Raw genomic sequence first — 16,633 nt, forward strand, 5'->3', positions numbered from 1 at the left:
CTCAGCTAATTTCAAGCCTGCTCGTCAATAGACGGCGAAACAGGCGATGGCGCCTTGCTGACCACGACCATGGCCGGGCGAAGTAAACGGCCATTGAGCTGATAACCCTTCTGGAAAACCTTGAGCACGCTGTTCGGCTCCACGTCAGCGCTTTCCTGCATCGCCATTGCCTGATGGTGCTCGGCGTTGAATGGCTGGCCGTGTGGATCAATGGCTTCCAGGTGGTAGCGCTTGAGCGTGTCGTAGAACATCTTCAACGTCAGCTCGATGCCTTCACGCATGGGCCGGATGCTCTCGTCATCCGGGTTGGACAAATCCAGGCCACGCTCAAGGCTGTCAACGATCGGCAGCAGATCGCTGGCAAATTTTTCAAGCGCAAACTTATGCGCCTTCTCTACATCCTGCTCAGCACGGCGGCGGACGTTCTGCAGATCCGCAGCTACACGCAGAGACTGGTCCTGCGCCGCCTTCAGCTGTTCTTCAAGCACTTGCACGCGGGTTGCCAGATCATCTTGAGAAGTCGCCATGTCAGCAGCCTGATCCTGGGCCTGCATGTCCGGGTTCTGTTCGTCAGCCATAAATTCTCTCCTTCTAATTACATCCGTGAGCTCAACTCACGCCTCTGCCCGGCTATATGGGGTCGTAATTTCCGTGTTCAAGGGGCCTGGGTGCAGGATCCGCCGAATAACCCTACAAATGTGCTGACATGAGTTCGGCGGCTTTACGCGGTGGCGAAATGCAGGATTGATGCTAAAAAATGGCGATGACCTATCAAATCGAGCTAAGGCCGGGCATTGTCAGCCCAAAGCAAAACACTGTATAAATAACCAGACAAATTGTTTGGGAGCCGCTCTGATGCTGGTCCACCTGTCCATACATAATTACGCCATCGTTGAACATCTCGATCTCGAACTTGATCGCGGTATGAGTGTGATCACCGGGGAAACCGGGGCCGGCAAGTCGATCATGCTCGACGCCCTCGGGCTGACGCTTGGCGATCGCGCCGACAGTGGTGTTGTAAGGCCAGGTGCCGACAAGGCAGACATACTGGCGACCTTCGACGTGTCGGATATCCCAGAAGCAAGCGCCTGGCTGAAGGAGCGGGACCTCGAAACCGACGGCCCCTGCATTCTGCGTCGCGTCATCACTGCCGAAGGCCGCTCACGCGCCTATATCAACGGGACACCATGCCCCCAGGGCGACCTGAAAGCGCTTGGCGAGCTGGTCATCGACATTCACAGCCAGCACGAGCATCAATCGCTGCTAAAGACCGACACCCATCGGCGACTGCTGGACGAATATGCGGGCGCCACCGACCTCGCACGTCAGGTACAACTGGCTTCTCAGCGCTGGCGGCAAACGCGTCAGGAGCTTGAGCGTCTTTCCAATTCTGGCGACGAGCAGCGTGCCAAGCATCAGTTGCTGAGCTACCAGCTTGAAGAGCTGGAGAGCCTGAGCCTCGGCGAAAACGAGCTTGAGCGGCTGGAACAGGAACACACAACGCTGACCAATGCAGAGAGTCTGTTGGGCATCTGCCGGCAAGTGGTCGAACTGTGCAGTGAAAGCGATTCCGGCAATGCGCTGAATGCCTTGACCGCAAGCCTCAACCGACTGAGCAGCGTGAACAACACCCCCGACGCGCTGAATGAAGCGACCAATCTGCTCTCCAGTGCGCAGATTCAGGTTGAAGAAGCCGTCGGCGAGATCAATCGTTTCCTTGATCGCTTCGAAGCGGACCCCGCCCGTCTGCAGCAAATCGAAGAGCGCCTCGACACGATTTACACGCTGGCACGCAAACACCGCGTGCAGCCAACGGAAGTCGCAGCGCTGCACCAGAAGCTGCTCGACGAGATCGAAACCCTCAACGCCAACGATGAAGCGATCGAGAGACTGGAACACGAGGTAGGTTCTTACGCGCGGCACTATCAAGAGAAGGCGCGCGAGCTGAGCGACCTGCGTCACCGTGCTGCGCCGGAACTGGCCCACAAGGTCGAGCACGAAATTCAGCGGCTGGGTATGCCGGGCGGCCGTTTCAATATCGAGCTGCGCGAGAACGTGGACAAAGAGCTGTCACCCAATGGGCTGGAGCAGGTTGAACTGCTGGTCAGCGCCAACCCGGGCCAGCCACTCAAGGCGCTGGCGAAGGTGGCGTCGGGCGGTGAGCTGTCGCGAATCAGTCTGGCGATTCAGGTGATCACCGCACAGACATCCCGGGTTCCGACGCTGGTGTTTGACGAAGTTGACGTCGGTATCGGCGGCCCTACCGCTGAAATCGTCGGCCAACTGCTGCGTCGTCTAGGCGAACGCGGCCAGGTCATGACCGTCACTCACTTGCCGCAAGTTGCCGCTCAAGGGCATCAACACCTGTTTGTGCACAAGGTCCGGGATGCGGACGTCACGCGCACTGCGGTTTCCAAGCTCAGCAAGAATGAACGGGTGGAAGAGGTGGCGCGAATGCTGGGAGGGATCGACCTGACCAAGGAGTCGCTCGCGCACGCCAAGAAGATGGTGGTCACCTCCAAGTCGTGATGACCGTCACGGCCTGGCCCGACACACACCGGCCGCAGCCGCCGATCGTGGAGTGCAGAAACAACAAAGGCGACCCGAAGGTCGCCTTTGTCGTACTTCACAAGAGGCTTACACCTTTTGCTTGCGTACGTAGAGCACCAGATTGTGATCCACCAGCTCGAAGCCGTGCTTGCTCACAATGGCTTTTTGCAGTTTTTCGATCTCTTCGTCGAAGAACTCGATGACCTCACCGGATTCCACGTTGACCATATGGTCGTGGTGGCCTCCGTCAGCCAGTTCAAATACCGCGTGGCCGCCGTCGAAGTTGTGGCGAACCACCAACCCGGCTGCTTCGAACTGAGTCAGAACTCGGTAAACCGTTGCCAGGCCGACGTCTTCGTTGGCCTCCATCAGCGCCTTGTAGACGTCCTCTGCGCTCATGTGGCGCTGCTGCGCAGAATCGAGCATTTGAAGGATCTTGACCCGCGGCAGGGTCACTTTTAGTCCGGCTTTGCGTAGTTCGCTATTTTCAACCATGGTCAGCTTTCTCGCAGACGCTGCTTCGCAGCTTCTCTTAATGCAGGTATGATCGGGGTTTACGTTGTCCCAGCCAAGATAGTGGAAGTCGCCCACCGATGCAAAACACCAAGCTCTTGCTAACCAGTTTCACCTTTGTGGGACTGCTCGCACTCGCCGGTTGTTCATTCCCCGGGGTTTATAAAATCGACATCCAACAGGGCAATGTCGTCACGCAGGACATGATAGACCAGTTACGCCCGGGAATGACCCGTCGGCAAGTAAGGTTTATCATGGGCAACCCCTTGTTGACCGACACTTTCCACCCTGAACGCTGGGACTACCTGTACAGCCTGCAGCCTGGTGGTGGCGAACGCCAGCAGGAGCGCGTGAGCCTGATCTTCAATGGCAACGACCAGTTGGCGAGCCTGTCAGGTGACTTCAAGCCGGGTGTCAGCCGCGACGAAGCCATTCTCGGCAAGGGCAGCGATACAACTGTCACCCCCGAAAACCAAGGGACAGAGCCGCCGAAGGAAGAGCCACCGAAGCCTGGCTCGTTGCTTGAGCAGATTCAAAACGATGTCGACAAAGTCGAAACCGTGCCCATTCCTTCCCAGGAACCATTGGATACGAATCCGCGTTGAGCCACCGTTTCCTTGTGGAATCAGCCGCATAAAAAAGCCCGGACATGCCGGGCTTTTTTACGTCTCTCAATCGAGCCGATGAGGAAATTAAATCGGTTTTTTCGCCTTTCTTGAAGCCGCAGCTTTCAGAGCACGCAGACGCCGTATCTCTTTCGGGTCGGCCAGCAACGGGCGATAAATCTCAACCCTGTCACCGGCCTCCAATTCGTGCTGCTCCGGCCCATCGATAAGCTTGCCGAAAATGCCCAAGGGGCAGTGTGCGAGATCCAGCTCAGGAAAGCGCTCGGCCATGCCCGACGCGATGGCTGCGGCACGTACCGATGTTCCGAGGGGCACGTCCAGTGCAAGCAGTGCCTGACGGTCGACGGCGGCATAGACCACCTCGACCCGAATCATCGGCTCAGCCATGCAGCTCTTTGGCTCGCTGGCAGAACGCGTCAACCAACGTGTTGGCGGCCTGATTGAAAAGCGGCCCCAAGGTCGCGCGGACGATCGAGCCGCTGTAGTCGAACGACAAGTCCAGGCTAATCTTGCAGGCCTTTTCATTCAGGGCCTTGAAAGTCCAGACACCGTGGAGCTGGCTGAAGGGCCCCTCCTCCAGATTCATCTCGATGGTTTGCCCGGGCGTCAGCGTATTACGCGTGACGAAGTGCTGGCTCAAACCGCCTTTGGCGATCTCGACACGCGCACGCATTGAGGTATCACTCTGCTCCAGCACACTGGCGCCGGAACACCAGGGCAGGAACTCGGAGTAGCGACTCACGTCATTGACCAGGTCGTACAGCGCCTGGGCGGGATATGGCAAAAGGGCGGAACGTTGAATATGCGTAGTCATGTCAGCGTCATTTCCAAAGCTGAGCGGCAAAGACAATCAGGATGCCGATCGGCGCCACATAGCGCATCAAAAAGAACGTTAAAGCGAACAGAACCGGGCTGCGTACCGACAATTCGTCACGCACCGCGCCGCGTCCCATCACCCAACCTGCGAATACCACAAAACACAAACCACCCAGCGGCAGCATGATCCGCGAGGTGAAGAAATCGATCACGCCGAAGAAATCCAGTCCCGACGACGCTCCCCACTGATAGAGATGGAAGCCGGCGCCTTCGTTCACGAAGAATTTGGCCTGCTTCCAGATGTTGAACGAGAACACCGTCCCCAACCCGACGAACCAGCAGATAAACGATAGCCAGAAAGTCACCCAGCCGCGGCGAACCTTTGTGCGCTCGACCAAGTACGCGACCATGGGTTCGAGCAAGGAAATGGCCGAGCTCCAGGCCGCGACGGCGACCAAAATAAAGAACACCACGCCCATGACGGTACCAAACGCGACGTTACCAAACGCGTAGGGCAGCGTAACGAACATCAGGCCCGGCCCTTCGCTGGGGTTTAGGCCGGCTGCGAACACAATCGGAAACAATGCGAGGCCCGCCAGCAGTGACACGAACGTATCAAGCAATGCCACGCCCACGACGGTTGCGCTGATCGAGGCCTCTTTGGTCATGTAGGCGCCATAGATCATGATCGAACCGACGCCCACACTGAGTGAGAAGAACGCGTGACCCATGGCCGGGAGCAGACCATCGAGCAGCTTTTCGGGCGTGAAGTCGAACATGAAATGCACGCCTTCCATGAAATGCCCGGTGGTCAGGCTGTAGCCCAGCAAAATCACGATGAGCACGAATAACAAAGGCATCAGGATGCGCAAACTGCGCTCAAGCCCGGCGTTGACGCCCTTGGCGATGGTGATCGCGGACAGCAGCATGAACAGCGTGTGCCAGCCCACCAGACGCCATGGATCCGCGATCATCTCGCCGAAATAGGCACCGACACCGTCAGGCGTCACGCCTTTGAAATCGCCTTTGCCGACATCAATGATGTACTCGAGCGACCAGCCGCCGACGACGCTATAAAAAGAGAGGATCAACAACGCGGTGACCATGCCGGCAAACGCGCCCCAGGACCACTTCGACGAATGCCCGACGGCGAGTGCCAGCGAACGCAGCGCGTTGGCCGGGCTCTGCCGTGCGCGGCGACCGATGAGCGTCTCGGCAATCATCACCGGAATCCCGATCAGGGCGATGCACGCCAGAAACACCAGCACGAACGCACCACCGCCGTAGACGCCGACCATGTAAGGGAATTTCCAGATGCTTCCCAACCCTACGGCAGAGCCGGTGGCAGCCAGGATGAACACCCAGCGACTGGCCCAACTCCCGTGAACCGAAACCTTGTCCGTCGACATCGTTGACACGTCCAACACGCAAAAAAGATCGCGCATTGTCCGGGATTCACTCCACGTGCTCAAGCACGCAGCTTCAGCGCGCGAGCCCATAGCCGAGACGCCCGTTGATCCCTATAATGCGTCGCCTATGGCTAAGCTCAAGAAACATCCCACAGGGACCATCGCGCAAAATAAAAAGGCGCGTCACGATTACTTCATCGAACACAAGTTCGAGGCCGGTCTGGTCCTGGCTGGCTGGGAAGTAAAAAGCCTGCGTGCCAACAAGGTGCAGCTGGTTGACAGTTACGTGTTGCTCAAAGACGGTGAGGCCTGGCTGATGGGTAGCCATATCTCGCCACTGACGACAGCCAGTACCCACGTCATCGCTGACCCGACACGCACCCGTAAACTGTTGCTCAACAAGCGCGAGCTGGAAAAGCTGACGTCGTCTGTTCAGCAAAAAGGCTATGCCTGCGTGGCCCTTGCCCTTTACTGGAAGCAGCACTTGATCAAGTGCGAGATTGCTCTGGGCAAAGGCAAGAAGGAATACGACAAGCGCGACACCGAGCGCGAACGCGACTCCAATCGCGAGCTGCAACGCGCGGTGCGTAACAAGGGCAAGGAAGACTGATTCAGTCTTTCTTGTCGCTTCGAAAAGGAGCGCCTGTAGATGACGCACGGCCCGCAACCACTCCGGCGCCGTGCAACCTCTTCAAATTCGGTTCCGCCGTTCGGCCCGCGCAGTGCGCTGAACCTGCTGGCGCACTTCCTCCAGCACCTCCTGTACGTACAGCAAATGACGGCTCGACACCTCTCGGGCATCGTCCGCCCGCCCTTCGATAATCGCCATGTACAACTCACGATGCTGATCAATCAGCATGTCGCGGGTTTCTGCGCGCTGTTTGTACATGCCGCCGATATTGGTGACCACGCTGCGCCGCAGCAGATCGAACAAGCCACGAATCGTGTGCAGCAACACAGCGTTATGGCTGGCTTCGGCGATGGCGAGGTGGAAGCTGGCATCTGCAGCGCCCTCCTCCGCACGGCTCACTTCTTCCGCACGGCTGTAGCAATCCTGCAGCGCATCAAACGCTTCACGCAGCCGTAGCCGGTCGACATCCGTTGCACGTATGGCCGCGTAATAAGCGCAGGAGGCTTCCAGGGTGTGGCGGAATTCGAGCAGGTCGCGCTGGGCTTCCGGGCTGCTTTCCAACAGATGAAGCAGCGGATCGCTGAATGTGGACCCGAGACTGTCGACGACGTAATTGCCGCCGCCCTGACGACTAACCAGCAGCCCTTTGGCCGTAAGCTTTTGAATAGCCTCACGCAGCGAGGGACGTGACACCCCAAACTGCTCCGCAAGCGATCGCTCAGCTGGCAGACGACCGCCGGAGCTCAACGTGCCCTCCAGAATCATTCTTTCCAGCTGCTCGACAATCTCGTCGGACAAGCGGCGCTGGCGCACCTGATCAAAGCCCATAACCCTTCACTCCACAACCCGGCAGCCCCGTCTGACGTGATGCGGGGCGCATATTCTCGCCGATCGCGATCAGACATTCACCCGTCAGGTGTAGGAGAAATCACCCTCTCAGGCGCAATGCGGGCGAGCTACTACGAAAGTTTACGCGTCATAAATTGACACACCGTCAGCAAGGCTTCTAACCTAGCTCCAAGACATTGTAAATTGGTATTACCAATTTACAATGCCGGCGCCGGACGGCTACCACCGTACTGCGCCGCAGGCACTTCCCGACGGCGGAACGCTTGAGCTGGTGAGCTGTGCGACTCGTTCGTCAGCGCCGACAGGAAGACAGAAAAGCAGTTGTCGCCTGCAGGAGCCGCGCACGTAAGACATGGACACCGGGCCTAACCAAAAACAATTAGGGGCCTCATACATGCAAACCTGGCAACAGCTCTACACACCTCTTGGCGGCCTGGGCCTTTCGGCCCTGGCGGCTGTCATCCCGATCGTTTTCTTCTTTCTGGCGCTGGCAATATTCCGGCTCAAGGGCCACATCGCAGGCGCGATCACCCTGCTGCTCGCCATTTTGATCGCGATCTTCGCGTTCCAGATGCCTGCCGACATGGCTGTCGCGTCCGCCGGCTACGGGTTCCTTTATGGCCTGTGGCCCATCGCGTGGATCATCATTGCGGCGGTGTTTCTCTACAAACTGACGGTCAAAAGCGGCCAGTTTGAAATCATCCGAAGCTCGGTCATGTCAATCACCGACGATCAACGCATTCAGGTCTTGCTGATCGGTTTCTGCTTCGGCGCATTTCTGGAAGGGGCAGCGGGCTTCGGCGCACCGGTGGCGATCACCGCTGCCTTGCTTGTTGGCCTAGGATTGAACCCGCTGTACGCCGCCGGCCTCTGCCTGATCGCCAACACCGCACCGGTGGCGTTCGGCGCACTGGGTATCCCGATCATCGTGGCAGGCCAGGTGTCCGGCCTCGACCCGTTCAAGATCGGCGCCATGGCCGGTCGTCAATTGCCGCTATTGTCAGTATTCGTGCCGTTCTGGCTGATGTTCATGATGGATGGCGTGAAAGGCGTCAAAGAGACCTGGCCCGCAGCGCTGGTCGCAGGCGGCAGCTTCGCCATCGTGCAGTTTCTGACCTCCAACTTCATTGGCCCGGAACTGCCTGACATTACCTCCGCACTGGTTAGCCTCGTATCCCTGACCTTCTTCCTGAAAGTCTGGCAGCCGGCGCGCTCAACCGACGCTCAAGTCGCCGGTGCGTCCGGCGGTGCTGCGGTCATGGCCGGAGGCCCAGGCAATCCAGGCGGCTTTGGTCAGCCGCGCACCACCAAGAAATCGCCATACTCGGCAGGCACCATCATCAAAGCCTGGTCGCCCTTCCTGATTCTTACCGTTGTCGTGACGATCTGGACGCTGAAGCCGTTCAAGGCGCTGTTCGCTGCGGGCGGCCCGCTGCAGGCACTGACCATGAACTTCCCGGTGCCGCACCTGGATCAACTGGTCATGAAGATGGCGCCGATTGTCGCCAACCCGACGGCCATGCCAGCGGTGTACAAGTTCGACCTGCTCGCCGCCTCGGGCAGCGCGATTCTGATCTCGGCCATTCTGGCGATGATCGTGCTGCGCATTACCCCTAAAACAGGTGTGGTCACTTTCAAAGAAACGCTGATCGAACTGCGCTGGGCCATCGTCTCCATCGGCATGGTGCTGGCCTTCGCCTTCGTCATGAACTACTCCGGCATGTCCTCGACGCTCGCACTGGTCCTCGCCGGGACTGGCAGCGCCTTCCCGTTCTTCTCGCCGTTCCTTGGCTGGCTGGGCGTGTTCCTGACAGGCTCCGACACCTCGTCGAACGCGCTGTTCGGCTCATTGCAGGCCACCACTGCGCATCAACTGGGCGTCAGTGACGTGCTGATGGTTGCAGCCAACTCCAGCGGCGGCGTGACCGGCAAGATGATTTCCCCGCAATCGATCGCAGTGGCCTGCGCGGCGACCGGGCTGGTGGGTAAGGAATCCGATCTGTTCCGCTTCACCCTCAAGCACAGCATTTTCTTTGCCACCATCGTTGGCTGCATCACCTACGCCCAGGCGTACTGGTTCACCGGCATGCTGGTTCATTAATCAGACGAGCGCCGGGCGTGCTTCTTGCGCGCCCGGCTGTGGCCCCGCTCACTCATCTGCGAGATCCCATGATCATTTCTGCCTCCACTGACTACCGCGCCGCCGCCCAGCGCAAGCTCCCGCCGTTCCTTTTTCACTACGCCGACGGCGGCGCCTACGCCGAGCACACCCTGCGCCACAACGTCTCAGATCTGGCCAGCATTGCGCTGCGCCAGCGCATCCTGAAGAACATGTCCGAGCTGAGTCTGGAGACGACGCTGTTCGGTGAAACCCTGAGCATGCCGATGGCGCTGGCACCGGTTGGTCTCTGCGGCATGTATGCCCGCCGGGGCGAAGTCCAGGCCGCCCGCGCTGCAGATGCCAAAGGCATTCCGTTCACGCTGTCGACAGTTTCGTTGTGCCCGATTGAAGAAGTCGCCCCGGCGATCAAGCGGCCCATGTGGTTTCAGCTGTATGTCCTTAAGGATCGCGGTTTCATGCGCAACGCGCTGGAGCGAGCCAAAGCCGCCGGCGTGAAAACACTGGTGTTCACCGTCGACATGCCTGTCCCGGGCGCTCGCTACCGTGACGCGCACTCCGGCATGAGCGGCAAAAGCGGGCCGATGCGCCGCGTCTTGCAAGCCATGACTCACCCGCAATGGGCGTGGGACGTGGGCATCAACGGCCGTCCCCACGATTTGGGTAACGTGTCGGCCTATCGTGGCAATCCCACGGGCCTTACCGATTACATCGCCTGGTTGGGCAACAACTTCGACCCGTCGATTTCATGGAAAGACCTGGAGTGGATTCGCGACTCCTGGGACGGCCCGATGATCATCAAGGGCATCCTCGATCCGGAAGACGCACGCGACGCCGTTAAATTCGGCGCCGACGGCATCGTCGTGTCCAATCATGGCGGCCGCCAGCTCGATGGTGTGTTGTCCAGTGCCCGTGCGCTGCCCGCCATTGCCGACGCCGTGAAAGGCGATCTGAAGATTCTCGCGGACTCCGGCATTCGCAGCGGTCTGGATGTGGTGCGCATGATCGCCCTCGGGGCCGACACCGTGCTGATCGGCCGTGCGTTCATCTACGCCTTGGCCACCCACGGCGAGGCCGGGGTGAAAAACCTGCTGGATCTGTTCGAGAAGGAAATGCGCGTCGCAATGGTCCTTACCGGCGCCAAGTCGATCAGCGAGATCACCCGTGATTCGCTGGTCCGCGAACTGGGCGCCTGACTCGCCGATTCCCCGCATGCGGCCCGACAGAGGCCGCGGCGCCACCGAGATGCCCGATGAGGAAAACCGCATGACTTTGCCCGCCGCATTTCTGGCCGGTGTGAACAGCCTCATTCCTGCCGGTCGGCGCTTCGACGACCCGCTCTCGACCCTGGCCTTCGGCACCGACGCCAGCTTTTATCGGCTGATCCCCAAGCTGGTCATCCGCGTCGAATCTGAAGATGAAGTCGTGACGCTGCTCAAACTGGCGCAGGCCGATAAAGTCCCGGTGACCTTTCGCGCGGCCGGCACCAGCCTCTCGGGTCAGGCGATCAGCGACTCGGTGTTGATCGTGCTCGGCGACAACTGGAATGGCCGTGAGATACGCGAGCAAGGTGCGCAGATCCGTTTGCAACCCGGCGTCATCGGCGCACAGGCCAACGTCTGGCTGGCGCCATTCGGACGCAAGATCGGTCCGGACCCGGCGTCCATGCATGCGGCGAAAATCGGCGGCATCGTCGCCAACAATTCCAGCGGGATGTGCTGCGGCACGGCCCAGAACACCTACCACACCCTCGCTGGCATTCGGCTGGTGCTCGCCGACGGCGCCCGCCTGGACACGGAAGATGCTGCCAGCGTCGATGCCTTTCGACTCAGCCATGCCGAGCTGCTGGAGCGCCTTGCGCAACTGGGTCGCGAGACCCGCGCGAATACCGAACTCGCTGCAAAGATTCGCCACAAGTACCGCCTGAAGAACACCTGCGGCCTGTCGCTGAACGCCCTGGTGGACTTCGACGAGCCCCTCGACATCCTCAGCCATCTGCTGGTGGGTTCGGAGGGCACGCTGGGTTTCATCAGCGCGGTGACATACGACACGGTCCCCGATCACCCGAACAAGGCGACGGCGCTGATTGTCTTTCCCGACATCGAAACCTGCTGCAACGCTGTGACGGTTCTGAAAACCCAGCCGGTCGCTGCCGTCGAACTGCTTGATCGACGCAGCCTACGCTCGGTGCAGAACAAACCAGGCATGCCAGCATTCGTTCGTGAGCTGTCGGAGGGTGCCTGCGCACTGTTGATCGAAGCCCGCGCCGCGACCCGACCGTTACTGCACGAGCAACTGGCGCAGGTCATGGCGTCCATCGCGCATTTCCCGGTCGAGAAGCAGGTGGATTTCACCGAAGACGCGACCGAAAACGCCCGGCTCTGGGCCATTCGCAAAGACACCTTCCCGGCCGTCGGCGCGGTGCGTGAGACCGGTACGACCGTGATCATCGAGGACGTGACCTTCCCCGTCGAGCAACTGGCCATCGGCGTTCGGCGATTGATCGAACTGTTCGAAAAGCACCGTTACGACGAAGCGATCCTGTTCGGCCATGCACTGGAGGGCAATCTGCACTTCGTCTTCACCCAGGGCTTCAACGATCCGCAGGAGATCGCGCGCTATTCAGCCTTCATGGATGACGTCACGCAACTGGTAGCCGTGGAGTTCAATGGCTCACTGAAAGCCGAACACGGTACCGGCCGCAACATGGCGCCGTTCGTGGAGCTTGAGTGGGGCCGCGAGGCTTACGCGCTGATGTGGCAACTCAAACGGCTGCTCGACCCCACCGGCATCCTCAATCCCGACGTCGTGCTCAGTGAAGATCCGCAGGTGCACCTCAAGCACCTGAAACCCATGCCCGCTGCCGATGCGATCATCGACAAATGCATCGAGTGCGGCTTTTGCGAGCCGGTGTGTCCGTCGAAAGGGCTGACCCTGAGCCCACGGCAACGCATCGTCATGTGGCGGGACATTCAGGCAAAGAAACGCGCAGGCACCGACACAACTCAGCTGGAGCGCGACTACCAATACCAAGGCATCGACACCTGCGCTGCCACCGGTTTGTGCGCGCAGCGTTGCCCGGTCGGCATCAATACCGGCGAGCTGGTGAAGAAGCTTCGCGGGCAGCAAGCGCATCATGACAAGGCCGCCCGCTGGATCGGTCAGCACTTTGCGACAGCCATGAAGGGCGCTCGATTTACGCTGCATGCGGCCAATGGCGCCCGCATGCTGCTTGGCGCACCGAGGCTTGCGAAGATATCCAGCGCGCTGAGCAAGGCGTCCTCAGGCCGCGTGCCGCAGTGGACGCCAGCCATGCCGCAGCCAGAAAACGCTATTCGATTTCCCCCGCCGGTTGAAGATCAGCGCCCGCGCGTGGTTTATCTGGCGGCCTGCGTGTCCCGTGTCATGGGGCCTGCGGCAGGTGATCGCGAACAGATGTCGCTGATGGACAAAACCCAAAAGCTGCTGGAGAAAGCCGGTTATCAGGTGGTGTTCCCGGAAGACCAGGACAGCCTGTGCTGCGGTCAGCCTTTCGCCTCGAAGGGCTACGCCGAACAGGCGGAAGACAAGCGTCAGCAACTGCTTGCCGCGTTGACCAGGGCCAGCCGCGGCGGGCTAGATCCGATTTACTGCGACACCAGTCCCTGCACATTGCGCCTGGTTCAAGACCTCAAGGAAACCCGACTCGACCTGTACGATCCAGTGCGTTTCATCCGCACCCATCTGCTGGACAAACTGGTGTTCACCCCGCAGCAGGCGCCCATCGCTGTTCACGTTACCTGCAGCACGCAACACCTGGGCGAGAGCCAGGCGCTGATCGACCTCGCGCGGATGTGCAGCGTGAATGTGGTCATTCCCGAGGGCATTCATTGCTGCGGGTTTGCGGGGGACAAAGGCTTCACCACGCCCGAGCTGAATGCCCATGCGCTGCGCTCGTTGAAAGACGCTGTTCAGTTCTGCGAAGAAGGCATTTCGACCAGCCGCACGTGTGAGATCGGGCTCACGCAACACGGCGGTATCGACTACCACGGCCTGGTCTATCTCGTGGATAGGGTGACTCAACCAAGAACCGCTTGATGCACACAAATGGGGCGTAGATCGCACCATTATCTCGAAACATCCGGCAACGTGGCTTTTTCACAGCACTGTGAAAAAAAATAGAACCCCTGCGATGGTCGGCAGTCCATCTCTTTAAGCGCCACAACGCATTCGGCGCTTTTTTCCTCCATCTCGGGCACCGGCGGAATCAGTCGGCGATACCGAGTCAACAGGCTCAAGGAGATACACATGAAGCGCACCGCACTGACTGGACTGTTTCTTACCGCTGCACTGTTGGGTTCCCCGGTCTTCGCTGCTGATGACCTGTGCGGCGCGAACATCGCGGCACTGAAAAATGCTGAGGCGTCGACCACCACCAACCTGACCGGCGACAGCAAGACTGACATTGAAAAAACCGTCGCCGATGCCACTGCCGCGCAAAAAAGCGGCAATGACAAAGAGTGCATCTCGATCACCACCAAGAAAATCACCGAGCTGAAAACCGGCGGTGACGGCAGCGACGGCGGTGCCGCCAAGTAATGACCGAATCGCGACTGGCCCAACGCCGTCGCGAGCGGAATGTCAGGCGAACGGTCGACGTATCTCATTGATTCGGGTAGACTCCGCCGCCTGACTGCTAGAGCAGCAGAATTGGGGCCGATTAGGATTCGACGCCGGTGATGAAACTCTAGGGGCATGCCGACTTGGTAACAGAAGTCGTAAATCCACTGTTGCAACTTTCTATAGTTGCCAATGACGAAACCTACGGGGAACAAGCTCTCGCCGCGTAAGCGGTGCTAGCCTTCCTTCTGGTAGCTTCGGCTCCAGCAATCACCAGGGGATGCCTGTAAACCCAAAGTGATTGTCATATAGAACAGGATCGCCGTGCAGTACGCTGTGGACGAATCGGCTAAAACTTACACAGCTCGCCCAAAGCACCCTGCCCGTCGGGTCGCTGAGGGTTAACTTAATAGACACGGCTAAGCATGTAGGCCCGAAAGCGGAGTACTGGCGGACGGGGGTTCAAATCCCCCCGGCTCCACCACTTCAACATCTAAAGACGTCCACGGACGTCTTTTTTTGTGCCTGCGAGCCAGTAAAAACGCGGCTTCCAGCGCTTTCTTGGTCTTTTGAGAGTTTTTGAGTTCCAGCCATTCGGGTATTCCAGACGGTATTCCACCTCATCCGGTGCTAATCTTTGGAATACCGAATCAGTGCCTGAGGAGAATCTCATGCCTGCTCAAAACCTCCGTCTCTCCGATCGACAGCTCAAGGGAGTCAAACCCGCGTCCAAGGATTACGTCCTTACTGATGGTGACGGTTTGCAGCTCCGAGTACGCAGCAACGGTTCGTTGCTGTGGAATTTCAACTACCGCGAACCGGTCACCAAGAAGCGCATCAACATCGGCTTCGGGACCTACCCCGAACTGTCACTGGCCAATGCACGAAAGATGGCAGTCGATGCGCGCGAGCTGCTTGCACAGGGCATCGATCCCAAGGTGCAACGCAACACGCTGAATGAAGCCAAGCGCGCAGAAACGGAACACACTTTCGAGAACGTGGCCACCGCCTGGTTCGAGCTAAAGAAAGACTCGGTCACCTCGGCCTACGCGGAGGACATTTGGCGGTCGCTCACGCTGCACGTGTTCCCCGATTTGAAGACGACACCACTCACGAAAATCACCGCGCCGATGGTGATCGCATTGCTTCGTCCAATCGAAGCGAAAGGCAGCCTGGAGACGGTCAAACGTCTTAGCCAGCGGCTTAACGAGATCATGACCTACGGGGTGAACTCCGGCCTGATCTTCGCCAACCCACTCAGCGGCATCAGGGCAGTATTCAAGAAGCCCAAGAAAGAGAATATGGCTGCGCTTCCGCCCGAAGAGCTCCCCGAACTCATGTTGGAGATCGCGAACGCCAGCATCAAACGCACCACCCGCTGCCTGATCGAATGGCAGCTGCACACGATGACTCGCCCCGCCGAGGCGGCGACTACTCGCTGGGCAGACATCGACTTTGAAAGGCGTGTCTGGACTATCCCTCCGGAGCGGATGAAGAAGCGCCGCCCACACAGCATCCCGTTGAGCGATCACGCTGTCGCACTGCTGGAGTCACTGAAGACTCACAGCGGCCATCGCGAATACGTCTTCCCGGCAGACAGAAACCCGCGAACCCACGCCAATAGCCAGACCGCCAACATGGCGTTAAAACGTATGGGCTTCCAAGATCGGTTAGTCAGCCACGGCATGCGCTCGATGGCCAGCACCATCTTGAATGAGCATGGCTGGGACCCGGAGCTTATTGAGGTCGCACTGGCGCACGTCGACAAGGATGAGGTGCGGAGCGCCTACAATCGGGCCGACTACATCGAACGCAGGCGACCGATGATGGCTTGGTGGAGTGAGTACATCCAGAAAGCCGCCACCGGTAGCCTGCTCGCGTCTGCATACGGTCAAGTCAAAGACAAGAACGTGGTACCGATACGCTAGCGCTATGCAGGCGCAATAACGGCAGCAACAACTGAGCGTTCAAGATTCAGGGCAAGCAGCCTCGCTTATCCGCTTCTAAGGGCGGGTCCATCCAAATAGGGCTGCAAAGCCGCCCTGTTTGGATGGACCTTACTTTGAAGAGCTAAAAGCGACCACGTTGTCCAGGATTTACCACGGAATTCCACCGGTGGATAACCATTCTTCAAGTCCAAAGTGACGCTGAATTTCGAACCTTGACCGGGTTTATCCACAGGCGTAGAACTGGCCGTGCAAGCGCTGTCGATGACAGCAACCCAGGTGGCCCGAACCTTGAAGGTCACGCCGCTTTCGCGGTGGTTCAGCCCAAAAGGCGATTCGCGTCCGGCAGCTCGCCCGGTCACCTCCCCGGTGATGGATGCCTACTTCAGATCATGGCCCTCGTGCGCCAGACGACGCTTCCTACTTCGCTGCCCTGCAGCAACCTATCCGCTTGGCCGAATCTTGCGCCAACCTGCGCCCGTCTCTTTCTCCTGGAAAGAGACGGGCGCTCCCACCACTGCTGCAGCCCATATAGAACGGGGCTTTGCCGCAACCCTCCTCGTGACAATCGGCGT

General features: G+C 59.2%; 14 protein-coding genes and 1 other RNA gene. 9 read left to right on the top strand and 6 right to left on the bottom strand.

The window, feature by feature from the left end; translation table 11 throughout:
* Positions 1-11: 11 nt before the first annotated feature.
* Positions 12-578 carry a nucleotide exchange factor GrpE gene (gene grpE / locus AC3ISG_RS21055; RefSeq protein ID WP_489297874.1) on the bottom strand — a complete coding sequence of 189 codons (567 nt, stop codon included), beginning with the start codon at positions 576-578 and terminating at the stop codon, positions 12-14.
* Positions 579-855: 277 nt separating this feature from the next.
* Here grpE and recN point away from each other — a divergent pair, with 277 nt between their 5' ends.
* Complete coding sequence (gene recN / locus AC3ISG_RS21060; RefSeq protein WP_122622784.1) at positions 856-2,529, top strand: DNA repair protein RecN; 1,674 nt, start codon at positions 856-858, stop codon at positions 2,527-2,529.
* A gap of 108 nt (positions 2,530-2,637) precedes the next feature.
* On the opposite strand, the gene fur is transcribed toward recN, so the two are convergent.
* Positions 2,638-3,045: a ferric iron uptake transcriptional regulator gene (gene fur / locus AC3ISG_RS21065; RefSeq protein WP_065987616.1), complete on the bottom strand. Its 408-nt coding sequence runs from the start codon at positions 3,043-3,045 to the stop codon at positions 2,638-2,640.
* Positions 3,046-3,143: 98 nt separating this feature from the next.
* Here fur and AC3ISG_RS21070 point away from each other — a divergent pair, with 98 nt between their 5' ends.
* Positions 3,144-3,668: an outer membrane protein assembly factor BamE gene (locus AC3ISG_RS21070; RefSeq protein WP_122535412.1), complete on the top strand. Its 525-nt coding sequence runs from the start codon at positions 3,144-3,146 to the stop codon at positions 3,666-3,668.
* 87 nt (positions 3,669-3,755) lie between these two features.
* Here the strand turns inward: AC3ISG_RS21070 and AC3ISG_RS21075 are convergent, their stop codons facing one another.
* Genes AC3ISG_RS21075 through AC3ISG_RS21085 form a run of 3 tightly spaced genes read right to left on the bottom strand, consistent with a single transcriptional unit; the run spans position 3,756 to position 5,914 of the window.
* Positions 3,756-4,076: an RnfH family protein gene (locus tag AC3ISG_RS21075; protein ID WP_489297875.1), complete on the bottom strand. Its 321-nt coding sequence runs from the start codon at positions 4,074-4,076 to the stop codon at positions 3,756-3,758.
* Positions 4,069-4,503, bottom strand: a complete 435-nt coding sequence (locus AC3ISG_RS21080; protein WP_065987619.1) for a type II toxin-antitoxin system RatA family toxin — start codon at positions 4,501-4,503, stop codon at positions 4,069-4,071. Before AC3ISG_RS21080 ends, AC3ISG_RS21075 begins: the two co-directional genes overlap by 8 nt.
* 7 nt (positions 4,504-4,510) lie before the next feature.
* A complete protein-coding gene (locus AC3ISG_RS21085) occupies positions 4,511-5,914 on the bottom strand; it encodes a sodium-dependent transporter (RefSeq protein WP_489297876.1) in 1,404 nt (467 codons plus the stop codon).
* 127 nt (positions 5,915-6,041) lie between these two features.
* Here AC3ISG_RS21085 and smpB point away from each other — a divergent pair, with 127 nt between their 5' ends.
* Positions 6,042-6,524, top strand: a complete 483-nt coding sequence (gene smpB / locus AC3ISG_RS21090; protein WP_065987620.1) for an SsrA-binding protein SmpB — start codon at positions 6,042-6,044, stop codon at positions 6,522-6,524.
* 81 nt (positions 6,525-6,605) lie between these two features.
* On the opposite strand, the gene AC3ISG_RS21095 is transcribed toward smpB, so the two are convergent.
* Positions 6,606-7,373, bottom strand: a complete 768-nt coding sequence (locus AC3ISG_RS21095) for a GntR family transcriptional regulator (protein ID WP_489297877.1) — start codon at positions 7,371-7,373, stop codon at positions 6,606-6,608.
* Between the two features lie 415 nt (positions 7,374-7,788).
* Between AC3ISG_RS21095 and AC3ISG_RS21100 the strand changes: the two genes are divergently transcribed.
* The 6 genes from AC3ISG_RS21100 (at position 7,789) to AC3ISG_RS21125 (ending at position 16,040) form a co-directional block, all read left to right on the top strand.
* Complete coding sequence (locus AC3ISG_RS21100) at positions 7,789-9,495, top strand: lactate permease LctP family transporter (RefSeq protein ID WP_489297878.1); 1,707 nt, start codon at positions 7,789-7,791, stop codon at positions 9,493-9,495.
* Positions 9,496-9,563: 68 nt separating this feature from the next.
* Positions 9,564-10,709, top strand: coding sequence for an FMN-dependent L-lactate dehydrogenase LldD (gene lldD / locus AC3ISG_RS21105; RefSeq protein ID WP_122622782.1), 1,146 nt, complete (start codon positions 9,564-9,566; stop codon positions 10,707-10,709).
* A gap of 70 nt (positions 10,710-10,779) precedes the next feature.
* Entirely contained in the window at positions 10,780-13,590 is a 2,811-nt protein-coding gene (locus AC3ISG_RS21110; protein ID WP_489297879.1) for an FAD-binding and (Fe-S)-binding domain-containing protein, read from the top strand.
* A 210-nt stretch (positions 13,591-13,800) separates the two neighbouring features.
* Positions 13,801-14,091, top strand: coding sequence for a hypothetical protein (locus AC3ISG_RS21115; RefSeq protein ID WP_172610661.1), 291 nt, complete (start codon positions 13,801-13,803; stop codon positions 14,089-14,091).
* Between the two features lie 113 nt (positions 14,092-14,204).
* Positions 14,205-14,596, top strand: a transfer-messenger RNA (tmRNA) gene (gene ssrA / locus AC3ISG_RS21120).
* A gap of 187 nt (positions 14,597-14,783) precedes the next feature.
* Positions 14,784-16,040 carry an integrase domain-containing protein gene (locus tag AC3ISG_RS21125; protein ID WP_489297880.1) on the top strand — a complete coding sequence of 419 codons (1,257 nt, stop codon included), beginning with the start codon at positions 14,784-14,786 and terminating at the stop codon, positions 16,038-16,040.
* Positions 16,041-16,633 lie beyond the last annotated feature (593 nt).

It is taken from the genome of Pseudomonas sp. GL_135, assembly GCF_057834665.1.

What these genes read in the sequence shown, in the direction of transcription:
- grpE (WP_489297874.1), bottom strand. Translation starts at nt 578, where the DNA reads ATGGCTGACGAACAGAACCCGGACATGCAGGCCCAGGATCAGGCTGCT.
- recN (WP_122622784.1), top strand. Translation starts at nt 856, where the DNA reads ATGCTGGTCCACCTGTCCATACATAATTACGCCATCGTTGAACATCTC.
- fur (WP_065987616.1), bottom strand. Translation starts at nt 3,045, where the DNA reads ATGGTTGAAAATAGCGAACTACGCAAAGCCGGACTAAAAGTGACCCTG.
- AC3ISG_RS21070 (WP_122535412.1), top strand. Translation starts at nt 3,144, where the DNA reads ATGCAAAACACCAAGCTCTTGCTAACCAGTTTCACCTTTGTGGGACTG.
- AC3ISG_RS21075 (WP_489297875.1), bottom strand. Translation starts at nt 4,076, where the DNA reads ATGGCTGAGCCGATGATTCGGGTCGAGGTGGTCTATGCCGCCGTCGAC.
- AC3ISG_RS21080 (WP_065987619.1), bottom strand. Translation starts at nt 4,503, where the DNA reads ATGACTACGCATATTCAACGTTCCGCCCTTTTGCCATATCCCGCCCAG.
- AC3ISG_RS21085 (WP_489297876.1), bottom strand. Translation starts at nt 5,914, where the DNA reads ATGTCGACGGACAAGGTTTCGGTTCACGGGAGTTGGGCCAGTCGCTGG.
- smpB (WP_065987620.1), top strand. Translation starts at nt 6,042, where the DNA reads ATGGCTAAGCTCAAGAAACATCCCACAGGGACCATCGCGCAAAATAAA.
- AC3ISG_RS21095 (WP_489297877.1), bottom strand. Translation starts at nt 7,373, where the DNA reads ATGGGCTTTGATCAGGTGCGCCAGCGCCGCTTGTCCGACGAGATTGTC.
- AC3ISG_RS21100 (WP_489297878.1), top strand. Translation starts at nt 7,789, where the DNA reads ATGCAAACCTGGCAACAGCTCTACACACCTCTTGGCGGCCTGGGCCTT.
- lldD (WP_122622782.1), top strand. Translation starts at nt 9,564, where the DNA reads ATGATCATTTCTGCCTCCACTGACTACCGCGCCGCCGCCCAGCGCAAG.
- AC3ISG_RS21110 (WP_489297879.1), top strand. Translation starts at nt 10,780, where the DNA reads ATGACTTTGCCCGCCGCATTTCTGGCCGGTGTGAACAGCCTCATTCCT.
- AC3ISG_RS21115 (WP_172610661.1), top strand. Translation starts at nt 13,801, where the DNA reads ATGAAGCGCACCGCACTGACTGGACTGTTTCTTACCGCTGCACTGTTG.
- AC3ISG_RS21125 (WP_489297880.1), top strand. Translation starts at nt 14,784, where the DNA reads ATGCCTGCTCAAAACCTCCGTCTCTCCGATCGACAGCTCAAGGGAGTC.